Genomic DNA, 10,678 nt, shown 5'->3' on the forward strand with positions numbered 1-10,678 from the left:
CGGCGGCACCGGTTCGGGACCCGGCCCGGGCGGGATGGGCTCGGGACCGGGAGGCACGGGATGCACCATGACGTCCTCCTCGGTCGTGGTCGACCCGTCCGGTATACCCGGTTCCGCGCTCCGGCGAACGTCGTCGATCTGCGCCTAGACTGGTCGCATGCGGCGACACCGGCCGGTAGTCGAAGTGCCCGACGTCGTGGGCCTTGGCGCGGACGACGCGTGCGCGATCGTGCGCCGCGCCGGGCTGGTCCCCGCCGGGCCCGAGGGGATGCCGGCGCCGGAGGACGGCGTGGTCGTCGCGCAGGCGCCCATCGGCACGGCCGGCGCCGAGCAGGGCGCCACGGTCGTCCTGATCACCCAGCACGGCCGCCGCCCGTCGGACGATCCGATCACGCCGCCGCCGACCGAAGAAGCGGACACCCTGCAGCCCGCCTGATCGGGTTTCCTCACTCGAAAGAGTGACACCGGGAACTATTCCGGTGGGTGATTCCCAGCCTTTGACACTGCTTTGACACCCGGCGGCGCCGCACGGAACCATTCCGTTCCGCCCATTTCCGGGGCACAGATTCAGGGAACGGAACATGGAGAAGGCATGCGCCTGAAATCGCCGTCATGGCGAAAGATATCGATCGGCACGGTGGCCGTCGCACTGGCCGCCGGCGCCGTGACCTACACCGGCACGAGCAGCGCCTACGCCGACGTGCAGGTGGTCACCGACTCGAAAACCGGGGCGGACGGAAAACAGTACTGGGTGGAGAACCACCTCGTCGACGGCAATAAAATTCGCAGTGAAAACAATGGGCAGCGCAAGGAATGGCTGCTCGTCTGGGCCGGTGACGAGAACATCGCCGACACGGTCGTCAAGGACGTCAAGAACCTGCCCGGCACCATCAGCGGCGGACTGAACAAGGCGAAGAACGCCCTGCCCGGCCCGGACTTCCTCGCCGTCATCGACGCCACCAAGGGCTCGCCGACGTACGGCAAGGTCGTCAACACCGCCACCGTCGGCCCGCTGGTCGAGAACGAGCCGCACCACATGCAGTACGTGTGGCACAAGGGCGACACGATCTACGCCGGCGCGCTGTTCGCCGCGGCGACGTACGCGTTCGACGTGAGCGCGTTGCCGCAGCTCAAGCTCAAGGGCGTCAGCCTGCCGACCCAGACGCTCGGCGGGTCCGTGCCGGACGCCTACTGGGTGCTCAAGGACGGCACGGCCTACGGCACGTACATGGGTGGCCCGGTCGCGCCCGGCCCGTACACCTACGCCAACGGCCAGACCGTGATCAGCAACGGGTTCGCCGGCAGCCCCGGTGAGGTCGTGCGCTTCGACGAGAACGCGCAGGTGCTGTCGCAGACCTCGGCGGCCACCCCGCAGGGCGACAACGCGAAGCTGTGCGAGAACCTGCCGACGCTGGGCCAGCCGACCTGCGCCAACCCCCACGGCATCCAGGCCCGTGAGGACCTGAACACGCTGGTCACCAGCGACTACGCGGAGCCGCGGAACATCATCCTCGACCCGGTCAAGCAGCCGTCGCCGTACCTGCGCCGGCCGACCGTCCGGACCTGGGACATCTCCGACCGCAACAACCCGAAGCTCAAGGCCGTGTCGTACCTGCCGGACGGCCCCCGCGCCGGCGACTACGACCCGCTCTACGCCGAGAGCCGGGCGGTCATGGAGACCACGGTGACGAACCTGCCCGGTCACAAGGGCGCGTTCGCCCAGACCATGCAGGGCGGCGCGGTGTTCTACACGCCGGACATCACCAAGGCCGAGCCCCACTGGTACCAGGTGTGGGACGACGGCGCGGCGAACCGGGCGCTGGGCAACAACGACAGCATCGGCGCCAGCTCCAACGGCGGCTGGATCCAGACCAGCCCGGACGACCGGTTCCTCTACCGCGCCATCCAGGGGCGGCAGAAGGGCACGCTCGGGCCGGACGACCCCGGCACCACCGGCGGCGTCTACATCCTGAACATCGAGAACCTGCTCGCGCAGGGTCCCGACTGGGCCGGTCCGGGCATCCAGACGAAGGAGCAGGCGCGCAGCGGCGCGGACAACGGGGTGCTGCCCACGCTCGCCGGTGCGGCGCCGATCAACCCGGGCACCCCGGGAGCCGGCCCGCACTGGGGCGCCTACGACAACTTCGAGCTGGGCGAGGACGGTTTCTACCACGAGATCACCTCGCCGGACCGGCTCGCGGTGTCGAACTACTTCGTGGCGCGGTCCGGTTTGGACGGTGACCACAAGGTCAACATCGTGAACCTGACGCCGGACGGCAAGGCCTCGGTGGACCAGGACTTCCGCGACGAGTTCACCGGCCAGGTGGGCATCAACTTCAACCGGAAGTCGTGGCCGCACGGCGATTTCGGCAACGCCAAGCCCCACTCGGAACTGTTCGTCGTCGCTGACGCGGACGTGAAGTAAGCGCTCTCCGTGCGGGGCCGGGCCGGACCCGGCCCCGCACGGACGGCGCGCGGAAGAGGTACGTCATGGACCACGGGTCCCATCCGGTCACCGGCTCGGCCGGGCTGGATCTGGCCGCGCTGATCGTGCGGCTGGTGTTGTTGCCGGCCACGGCGTTCGTCGCGGGGGTCGGGCTGCTGCGGCCGCAGGTGACGCTGCCCCGCCGGTTGTGGCAGGTCACCGTCGTCCTCGGCGGGCTCTCGGCGGTGCTGGCCGTGGTGTCGGCGGTGGCCTTCGCGGTCAACGTCGTCGGGGCCGTCGTGCACGCGCTGCTGGTGCTGGCCGTGCCGGTGCTGACCGCGCGGCGGCCGCCGGTGGGCCGCTGGGTGGCCACCGCGCTGCTGGTGCTGCTGATCCTGGAGACCGCGCTCGGCCGGTCCGGGGTGGAGTTCGCGATCGACACGGTGTACGTCGCGGCGACGGCCGTCTGGTTCGGACTGGCGTCGCTGGCGCTGGCGCGGGCGGAGACGCCGCGGCTCGGGCCGCTGTCGTGGACGCTCGGCGGTGTGCTGGCGCTGGCGGGCGCGGTGCAGCTGGTCCTGTCCGGTGTGGCGTTCGACCGGCGGCTTTACGACACGGGGTTCGGAATCGCGCTGCTGGCCGCGTTCGTGTTGCCGATCGTGGCGGCCGTGCTGTGGCGGCGGGTGGCGGTCGTCGGTGTCGCGGCCGCGTTCGTGGCGTGGAGCGCGTTCGTGGCCCTGCCGGAACCGGCCGACCTGCCGGTGCCGGGCGTGCCGCTGCTCGCCGACGGGGGTGGCACGCCGGTGCTGGTCAGCCCGCAGCGGCCGGGGGTGAACCTGGTGCACCTGCCCACCGCGGGCTCGGTCCGGGTCGGGGACGGGCCGGCCGTCCCGGCGGTCGCGCGGCCTGGTGCCTCGGGTTTCTGGGCCGAGGTCGAGCTGCCCGCGGGACGCAGCGAGCTGGTGGTGGGTGACCGGACGGTCGAGGTGGACACGGGTTCGCTGACCGCTCTGGGAACGGCGTCGGGGCCGGATGGGCCCGAGTGCGCGACCACCGCGCTCGGCGGCCTGGTCGCGGGGCGGAAGGACGTGCTGACGAACTGCCCGGCGGACGCACTGTCCGAAGCGGACGCCGACGCGCTGCGCAAGCTGGTCGGTTTCCTGGCCGACCGGAAGACCCAGTCGATCACCGTCGTGGACGATTCGTCGCCGCGTGGCGCCGCGGCCGGCCGGGTGGTCCGGGACGCCGCCGCGGCTGACGGAATCGCCGTGCGCCCGGACGGCGTCGCGCTGGTGGTGGTCGCGGGCTGGGCACAGGCGGCCGCGGCGCTGGACGGGGCGGCCGCGGCGCAGCGGGAACGGCCGGCGTACCCGTACGGGCTGTACGTCGCTCCGTGGCTGCTGACCGGGCCGCTGGTCAACACGGTGACCAGCTCAACGGTGCCGCTGCGGTTCGACCCGCGCGAGCAGGCCGCAGTGAGCTATGCCGTCGCGCTGGACAACGCCTTCCCCGGCGAGGCGGCGACCGCGACCGGGTTCCGGCAGTGGCTCGGCCCGGAGCAGCCGGAGGCGCCGCGGGTGCAGCTGTTCGCGTCGGCGCAGGTCAACGCCATGCCGATGGCGCCGGGACAGCCGCACGCGCCGGGCATGGACTCCCCCGGCGAGGGACCCGGGTTCTTCGTTCCACAGGGGACGGTCGTGCCGATCAGTTTTCCGCTCGGTTGAGACGGGCGGAGCAGAAAGGAGAGTGCAAGTGCGCAGGAGTGTGGTGAGGGTGCTGGCCGGCGGTGTGATCGCGGCCGCGGCACTGGGGCTGGGCGGCGGCGTCGCGAGCGCCGACGAGGTGCCGATCTGGGTCGTGCCGGGCGTGGACGCCGGCCCACTGCTCGACCCGACGATCGGCCTGCCGACGACGGCGCTGGCCCCGGTCTACGGCCTGCTGACCGAACTGGCGGGCTGACCGAGGAAGAGCCCCGCGCCAGGTGGGTGGCGCGGGGCTCTTCCGTGTTCCAGCCCGGCCCACCCGAGGCGCGACGACGGTTCCTGGGCCCCGCACCAGGCAGATCGCGGCGCCGAGCCAGCGGCCCAGCCCCTCCGCAACTCACCGGCCGACGGTGCACGAGCCCCCGCCAGGCACCTGGCAGCGCCGGCACCTGCAACCCTCCCCGGCCACCCGACCACCGTTACCAGCGGCCCGAACAGGAAGAGCCCCGCGCCAGGTGGGTGGCGCGGGGCTCTTCCGTGTTCAACCTCAGCCGAAGCTCGGCAGGAGCTTGCCCGGCGCCGCGTTGATGGAGCGGATCAGCCCGATCACCGGCACGCCCAGCGGCGCGAAGGTGTAGGCGTTGTCGAGGTTGGACGTGTCCGGCTCGTCCACGACCGCCACGTCACCCGGCGCGGGCGCGGCCAGCGCGGGGGCCGCGGCGCCGATCACGGCCGCCCCGGCGAGGGCGCTCGCGACGAGGCCCCGGATCACGGTCTTCTTCATGTTCCCACCTTTCTGTTGTCGGGGATTTTCCTTTCCCCGCAACGAAGAATGGCAGGACAACCGGGTGGTTGTCCTGCCATTCCAGGGCTTGGGAACTCAGCAGATGGAGTCCGCCGGCTTCGGGTTGGCGAGCCCGAACAGCGGCCGCAGCTTCAGGCCGATCCACGTGCCACCCAGCGCGAAGACGCCCCACAACCAGCCGTGCAGGCTGCCGGTGGAGATACCGGCCAGGTAGGCGCCGATGTTGCAGCCGCCGGCCAGACGGGCGCCGATGCCCATCAGGATTCCACCCAGGACGGACGCGATCGCCGTGCGCCACGGGATCTCCGAGTGGATCTTCCACGTGCCCGCCGCCGCGGCCGCGACCGCCGCGCCCAGGATGATGCCGATGTCGGTGAGGCTGGTCTTGTCCGTCCAGATCGGACTCGCCAGCGACTTGGCGTTGCTGGTGGTCTGCCAGAACTCCCAGGTTTCCGGGTGCAGGCCGATCAGCTGCAGGAACTTCGCGCCCCACAGGGCGAAGGCGAACGTGACGCCCCAGGTGCCGCCGGAGACGAGCACGACCGCGGCGGCGAGCACGGCCAGCACGACCGCGCCCACCAGCAGCGGCCACGAGCCGCGGAAGACGCGCGCGACGCCCTTCGCGGTCGGCGGCACACCCACCGGCGGCGGGTTGCGGCGCGCCTGCACGACCCGGGTCGCGACGACGACCAGCCCGAGCACGGCGATGGTGATGGCCCACGAGCCGAACCAGCCGACGTGGTCGGCGAGCAGCACGCCGGTCACCTGCGGCCAGCCGTCGAAGATCGGGAACGCCCAGGTGTAGAAGACGGACCCGGCGATGAACCCGCCGAGCGTGAGCACGATCGACGACTGCCCCGACCCGACCGCGAACAACGTGCCGGACGCGCACGCGCCGCCGAGTTGCATGCCGATCGCGAACAGCGCGGCCCCGACGAACAACGCGAGCCCGATCGGGCCGGCCGTGGCCTTCGGCGTGGTGCCGAACAGGCCGGTGCCGGTGCCGATGAGCAAGGCGATCAACGTCGCGGCCGTGCCGAGCAGCAGCGCGTGGGCGCGCAGACCCTCGCCGTTGCCGACCGCGATGAGCTGCCGCCAGGCCGAGGTGAACCCGAAGCGCGAGTGGTACAGCGCGAGGCCGAGGAACAGCCCGATGACCAGCAGGGCGCCGAACTTGCCGCCGTAGGTGGCCCAGACGTACCAGCTCAACGCGACCGACCCGGCGGCCGAGACGGCGAGCGGGACCTTGCGGACCGGCTCCTCGGGCTCCGGTATCGGCGCGGCGCACGAGGTGGGCGAGCGCAGCAGGAAGTTGCCGGCAGGCTGCCGGTCGGTGACAGCGGACACAGAGCACTCCAAAACGGGGCCATGGGGACGAACCACGGACCACGTTAAGACTCCGTGAACCGTTCGCCCAGGTCATCCCAGAGTGCGGTACGCCATCGGGCCTACTCGGTCACATCTGCCACCTCGACCCCGCTCGAGGGCGGGGTCCGCAACCGGCAGTGATCACGAATCCGCCCGGTCAACCAGGCAGTGCCGGGAACCGTGTTCAACGAGCAGTTCCCTGCTGGACGTCATGCCACAAACGCCTGCACGAGGGCAAATCCGGCATACGCGCCACCGAGTCCGGCGGCCACGCTGACCACGATGTTCACCACCGCGGAGAAGTACGCCTTCTGCTCGACCAGCCGCAGCGTCTCGAAGCTGAACGTGCTGTACGTGGTCAACGCGCCGCAGAACCCGGTGCCGAGCAGCGCGAGCATCGGGGCGGGCAGCGCGGATCCGGCGCCGGTCAGGCCGCCGAGGATCAGGCACCCGGCGACGTTGACCAGCAAGGTGCCCCACGGGAACGGCCCGTCGTACCGCGATCGCACCGCGCGGTCGGTGAGGTAACGCAGGGGCGCGCCGACCATCGCGCCGGCGACGACGAGCACGGCCGTCATCGGCGGGCCAGCCGTCGGGTCAGGGCGACACCGGCGAGCACGGCGAGCATCGCCGCCAGGAGTGTCCCGCCGAGGTAGGCGAACGCCACACCTGCCGAACCGGGCGCGAGCAGCCCGTGGATCTCGACGGCGTAGGTCGAGAACGTGGTGAACCCGCCCAGCACCCCGACCCCGAGGAAGGGCCGGACCAGGCGGTGCGCCGGGCGGACCTCGGTGACCAGCACCATCAGGACACCGATCAGGAAACAGCCGGTGACGTTGATGACGAACGTCGCCCACGGGAAGTGACCCGGCGCCGCGGGCCAGGCGGCGGTCAGCTCGTACCTGGCCAGCGCACCGATTCCACCGCCGACCGCGACGGCCGCCACGACCGGGGCCTGCGATCGGCGCGTGGTGGTGGCCGTGCCGGGATCACCGCTCACAGCCACCACCGTAACGTCTCACTCGGCCTGCTTCGGCTCCTCGACCAGGTCCTCGAGCAGGCGGTCGAAGTCGAACTCCTCGCGCAGCGCCTCGAAGATCGGCGTGTCACCGATGACGCGCTCGTCGGTCTTGCTCATCACAGCACCTTCTCCCTCGCCCGCGCGTGCACTCCCACACGGTTCGTTCTCGCAGGATCGGACGCTCTCCCCTCGCCCTTTGGTTCCCGCGATCGGGTTAACGGGAGGTAATATTACCTACTCAGGGTGAGCGCGCATCGGGCAGCGGCAGAAGAACAACGCAGATCACACCCGTGACAAGGAGCCGTCGGCGAGCGATACTGGTCGGTAGAGGCGGTGCGGGCGATGGCACTCCACGGTGAAGAACAGCGACGGCTCTCGGAGATCGAGCGGCAACTGGCCGCCGAGAACCCGCGCCTGGCGCAGCGACTGGCCGAACTCCGGCCGATGCGCGTGTCCGGCATCCTGCTGTCCGTCCTGTGCATCCTCGGCTCCCTGGTGATCGGCCTGTTCCTGCTGGTGGCCGCGGCCCAGTCGCAGACGCTGGTCCTGTTCGTGATCGGAACCGTGTTCACCTCCGTGCTGCCGACGGCGCTGATCTGGCGCGCCTGGCTGCACCGGTTGTGACCGCTACTCCGCCGCGGCGGAGTCCCTCGGCGGCACCGGTGACGGGCGGGTGTCCTGCTGCGCGTGGTTCGACAGGAAGTTCGGGACCACGAACCACAGCACCGCGAACGTGATACCGACCAGCCCGCCGACGATCGCCATCGCGATCGGGCCGTAGACCACCTTCGCGATCAGCGACACCGTCGCCGTGATCGCGGCCGCCAGGCAGACCAGGCCGGCCAGGACGGCGCGGTTGCCCGCGCGCAGGATGTCGTCGCGGCGGCCGGCGCGGAACAGGATCCGGTGCCACGCCGCGGGCGAGGACAGCAGCGCCGTGGAGACGACCGCGAGCAGCACCGCGACCAGGTGCACGGCCTTCTCGAACCCGCTGGCCGCGCGAAACTCGCCGGTGAACACGACCGTCAGCAGGAAGCCGAACAGGATCTGCACCCCGGCCTGCGCCACTCGCAGCTCGCCGAGAAGCTCGTTCACGTTCCGCGCGAGGCGCTGGTTCGGTGTCTCTTCGTCAGGGCCGCTCACGGAGATCAGCCTATGGGAGGATTTGCGCGGTCACAGAATGACCGATAAATGGAACATCATGCGAATCGTCCCCTTGGTCCTCGCCGCGGCCGCACTGCCGGTCCTGTCACCCGCCGAAGCCGCCGCCGCACGCGCCGCGCAGGTGGGCGTCGGCACCTCCGTCGTGCGCTACGACACGGCCCTCGTGCCAGAGGGGGCGACGGCGCGGGCGTTCACGGCGTCGGCGGCGGGCACCCTGACGGCGCTTTCCGTGCGCGGTCTGCTGCCCGCCCGCGAGTACGGGGCCCACGTGCACACCAAGCCGTGCGGGCCGTCGCCGAGCGATTCCGGGCCGCACTACCAGCACGTGCCGGACCCGGTGCAGCCCTCGACCGACCCGGCGTACGCCAACCCGCGCAACGAGATCTGGCTCGACTTCACCACAACCGCGAACGGCAGCGGGTTCGCGGTTTCGCACGTGGATTGGACTTACGGCGACCGGTTGCCGGCGTCGGTGGTCATCCACGAGACGCACACGCACACGGGCCCGGGTCACGCCGGGACGGCGGGCGGGCGGCTGGCCTGCCTGAACCTCGAGTTCGGGCCGAGGTGACCGCCACGGCCAGGTGAATCCGGCTTGAGCCGGCGGCCCGCGGGTAGGTCCGGACGGAGCAGCGGCGGAGGGGAGAAGCGATGGAAGCGACCCCGGACGACCATCCGGTCTGGGTGACCAGCGCGGACGGCACGGCCGAGCACGCGGTTCCCGACACGGCGATGGCGGCGGGCCTGGAGCTGGAATCGGTGTGCGGCGCACGATTCCTCCCCGCCGCGATGACCGCACCACCCGGCAAGACCTGCGAAGAGTGCCTGACGCACCTGCTGGTGCCCGCACCGCGCGAGCCGGAGCCACGCCGGCTCTGGCGCCGCTACGTGGCCAAACACTGACGGGCCGCGGGCGGCACCCGGTGCCACCGCTCCGGCGCGGAACGCTGACCCGCGCTGGCACCGGAGCCCGCGAGGCGCGCCTGCCCGCCCACGGGGGAATCAGCTCGAAACTGCCGGGCGCCACCCGAGCCGCCGCCCGGAAGCCCTCACCGGCGCGACTGCGTCGACGCCCGCACCACCAGCTCCGGCTTGAACACCACCGACCGGTGCGCCGGCCGGTTCCCCGGGTCCGCCGTCTCCGCGATCAGCAACTCCGCCGCCGTCTGGCCCAGCCGCCGCGCGGGCTGGCGCACCGACGTCAGCGGCACCGCCGCCGCCCCGGCGAACTCGATGTCGTCGTAGCCCACGATCGCCATCTCGTCCGGCACCCGCACGCCCGCGCCGACCATCGCCTGCAGCACGCCCAGCGCGAGCAGGTCGTTGGCGCAGAACACCGCCGTCGGCCGGGGGCTCACGCCCAGCAGCCGCGCGCCCGCGTCCCGCCCGGACACCACGTCCAGCTCGGCCGTCTCGATCACCGACAGCTCGGCCCCGGACCCCTCCAGCGCGGTCCGCAGCCCCTGTTCCCGGTCGCGGCACTGCGTGAGTATCCGCGGCCCGTTGACGAACGCGATGTGCCGGTGCCCGGTCTCCAGCAGGTGCCGCCCGGCCAGCTCACCGCCCGCGAGATCGTCCACGGACACCGAACTCGCCTCGTCCGCGGGCACCTTCCGGTCCACGAACACGTACGGGATCCCACTGCGGCGGAACGTCTCCAGCGCCGCGCCGGACGTGTCGACCGGGCTCAGCAACAACCCCCGCACCCGCTGCTCGGCCAGCAGCGACAGGTACGACTCCTCGCGGTCGACGCGCTGCCCGCTGTTGCACGTGATGACGCTCAGCCCCGCGTCGTGCGCGGCCTGTTCGGCTCCGCGCGCGACGTCGACGAAGAACGGGTTCGCCAGGTCCAGCACGAGCAGCGCCATGATGCGGCTGCGGCCGGCCCGCAGCTGCCGCGCGGACTCGTCGCGGACGTAGCCCAGCTCCTCGATGACGGACAGCACGCGTGAGCGGGTGGCCGGGGAAACGATGTGCGGCCGGTTGACCACATTGGACACCGTGCCGATGGAGACCCCGGCGCGCCGGGCCACATCCTTGATGCCAACCATGCGTCCCCTCGATCTGCCAGGCTACGAGCCTAGCACGCATGAAACGTTCAATGGGCCGAACGGAAGCTTGTTATTCCCCCACCCACACGCTAACCTGCCCGCTTAATACGTTTCAAAATGTGACCCGCGTCAAGGAAGACG

General features: G+C 71.4%; 13 protein-coding genes. 7 read left to right on the forward strand and 6 right to left on the reverse strand.

Going from position 1 to position 10,678, the window contains the following annotated elements; genetic code table 11:
- Positions 1–157: 157 nt before the first annotated feature.
- The 4 genes from D0D28_RS15200 to D0D28_RS15215 all read left to right on the forward strand — a co-directional run bounded on the left by D0D28_RS15200 (position 158) and on the right by D0D28_RS15215 (position 4,384).
- Positions 158–436: a PASTA domain-containing protein gene (locus D0D28_RS15200; protein ID WP_233157337.1), complete on the forward strand. Its 279-nt coding sequence runs from the start codon at positions 158–160 to the stop codon at positions 434–436.
- A gap of 156 nt (positions 437–592) precedes the next feature.
- Positions 593–2,425, forward strand: a complete 1,833-nt coding sequence (locus tag D0D28_RS15205) for a hypothetical protein (protein ID WP_205413272.1) — start codon at positions 593–595, stop codon at positions 2,423–2,425.
- A gap of 65 nt (positions 2,426–2,490) precedes the next feature.
- Positions 2,491–4,149 (forward strand): hypothetical protein, encoded by a 1,659-nt coding sequence (locus D0D28_RS15210; RefSeq protein ID WP_116110992.1) that lies wholly within the window; start codon positions 2,491–2,493, stop codon positions 4,147–4,149.
- Between the two features lie 28 nt (positions 4,150–4,177).
- Positions 4,178–4,384, forward strand: coding sequence for a hypothetical protein (locus D0D28_RS15215; protein ID WP_240323212.1), 207 nt, complete (start codon positions 4,178–4,180; stop codon positions 4,382–4,384).
- Positions 4,385–4,675: 291 nt separating this feature from the next.
- Here D0D28_RS15215 and D0D28_RS15220 read toward each other — a convergent pair whose 3' ends face one another.
- The 4 genes from D0D28_RS15220 to crcB (D0D28_RS15235) form a co-directional block, all read right to left on the reverse strand.
- Positions 4,676–4,912 (reverse strand): hypothetical protein, encoded by a 237-nt coding sequence (locus D0D28_RS15220; RefSeq protein ID WP_116110994.1) that lies wholly within the window; start codon positions 4,910–4,912, stop codon positions 4,676–4,678.
- A 96-nt stretch (positions 4,913–5,008) separates the two neighbouring features.
- A complete protein-coding gene (locus D0D28_RS15225; protein ID WP_116110995.1) occupies positions 5,009–6,280 on the reverse strand; it encodes a YeeE/YedE family protein in 1,272 nt (423 codons plus the stop codon).
- Between the two features lie 230 nt (positions 6,281–6,510).
- Positions 6,511–6,879: a fluoride efflux transporter CrcB gene (crcB, locus tag D0D28_RS15230; RefSeq protein ID WP_116110996.1), complete on the reverse strand. Its 369-nt coding sequence runs from the start codon at positions 6,877–6,879 to the stop codon at positions 6,511–6,513.
- Positions 6,876–7,301: a fluoride efflux transporter CrcB gene (gene crcB / locus D0D28_RS15235; protein WP_346009484.1), complete on the reverse strand. Its 426-nt coding sequence runs from the start codon at positions 7,299–7,301 to the stop codon at positions 6,876–6,878. Before crcB (D0D28_RS15235) ends, crcB (D0D28_RS15230) begins: the two co-directional genes overlap by 4 nt.
- A 363-nt stretch (positions 7,302–7,664) precedes the next feature.
- Here crcB (D0D28_RS15235) and D0D28_RS15240 point away from each other — a divergent pair, with 363 nt between their 5' ends.
- Positions 7,665–7,946, forward strand: a complete 282-nt coding sequence (locus tag D0D28_RS15240) for a DUF3040 domain-containing protein (RefSeq protein ID WP_233157339.1) — start codon at positions 7,665–7,667, stop codon at positions 7,944–7,946.
- Positions 7,947–7,949: 3 nt separating this feature from the next.
- Here the strand turns inward: D0D28_RS15240 and D0D28_RS15245 are convergent, their stop codons facing one another.
- Positions 7,950–8,465: a DUF6328 family protein gene (locus D0D28_RS15245; RefSeq protein ID WP_094006408.1), complete on the reverse strand. Its 516-nt coding sequence runs from the start codon at positions 8,463–8,465 to the stop codon at positions 7,950–7,952.
- Positions 8,466–8,523: 58 nt separating this feature from the next.
- Here D0D28_RS15245 and D0D28_RS15250 point away from each other — a divergent pair, with 58 nt between their 5' ends.
- Both D0D28_RS15250 and D0D28_RS15255 read left to right on the forward strand, forming a co-directional pair.
- A complete protein-coding gene (locus D0D28_RS15250) occupies positions 8,524–9,057 on the forward strand; it encodes a superoxide dismutase (RefSeq protein ID WP_116110997.1) in 534 nt (177 codons plus the stop codon).
- 80 nt (positions 9,058–9,137) lie between these two features.
- A complete protein-coding gene (locus D0D28_RS15255; protein ID WP_094006410.1) occupies positions 9,138–9,389 on the forward strand; it encodes a hypothetical protein in 252 nt (83 codons plus the stop codon).
- 146 nt (positions 9,390–9,535) lie between these two features.
- Here the strand turns inward: D0D28_RS15255 and D0D28_RS15260 are convergent, their stop codons facing one another.
- A complete protein-coding gene (locus D0D28_RS15260; protein ID WP_116110998.1) occupies positions 9,536–10,537 on the reverse strand; it encodes a LacI family DNA-binding transcriptional regulator in 1,002 nt (333 codons plus the stop codon).
- Positions 10,538–10,678 lie beyond the last annotated feature (141 nt).

It is taken from the genome of Amycolatopsis ruanii (assembly GCF_003385175.1).
GTDB classification, from domain to species: Bacteria; Actinomycetota; Actinomycetes; order Mycobacteriales; family Pseudonocardiaceae; genus Amycolatopsis_E; species Amycolatopsis_E thermalba.

Bases quoted from the DNA above. Each gene is read 5' to 3' on its own strand.
- D0D28_RS15200 (WP_233157337.1), top strand. From the start codon at position 158: ATGCGGCGACACCGGCCGGTAGTCGAAGTGCCCGACGTCGTGGGCCTT.
- D0D28_RS15205 (WP_205413272.1), top strand. From the start codon at position 593: ATGCGCCTGAAATCGCCGTCATGGCGAAAGATATCGATCGGCACGGTG.
- D0D28_RS15210 (WP_116110992.1), top strand. From the start codon at position 2,491: ATGGACCACGGGTCCCATCCGGTCACCGGCTCGGCCGGGCTGGATCTG.
- D0D28_RS15220 (WP_116110994.1), bottom strand. From the start codon at position 4,912: ATGAAGAAGACCGTGATCCGGGGCCTCGTCGCGAGCGCCCTCGCCGGG.
- crcB (WP_116110996.1), bottom strand. From the start codon at position 6,879: ATGACGGCCGTGCTCGTCGTCGCCGGCGCGATGGTCGGCGCGCCCCTG.
- D0D28_RS15240 (WP_233157339.1), top strand. From the start codon at position 7,665: ATGGCACTCCACGGTGAAGAACAGCGACGGCTCTCGGAGATCGAGCGG.
- D0D28_RS15250 (WP_116110997.1), top strand. From the start codon at position 8,524: ATGCGAATCGTCCCCTTGGTCCTCGCCGCGGCCGCACTGCCGGTCCTG.
- D0D28_RS15255 (WP_094006410.1), top strand. From the start codon at position 9,138: ATGGAAGCGACCCCGGACGACCATCCGGTCTGGGTGACCAGCGCGGAC.
- D0D28_RS15260 (WP_116110998.1), bottom strand. From the start codon at position 10,537: ATGGTTGGCATCAAGGATGTGGCCCGGCGCGCCGGGGTCTCCATCGGC.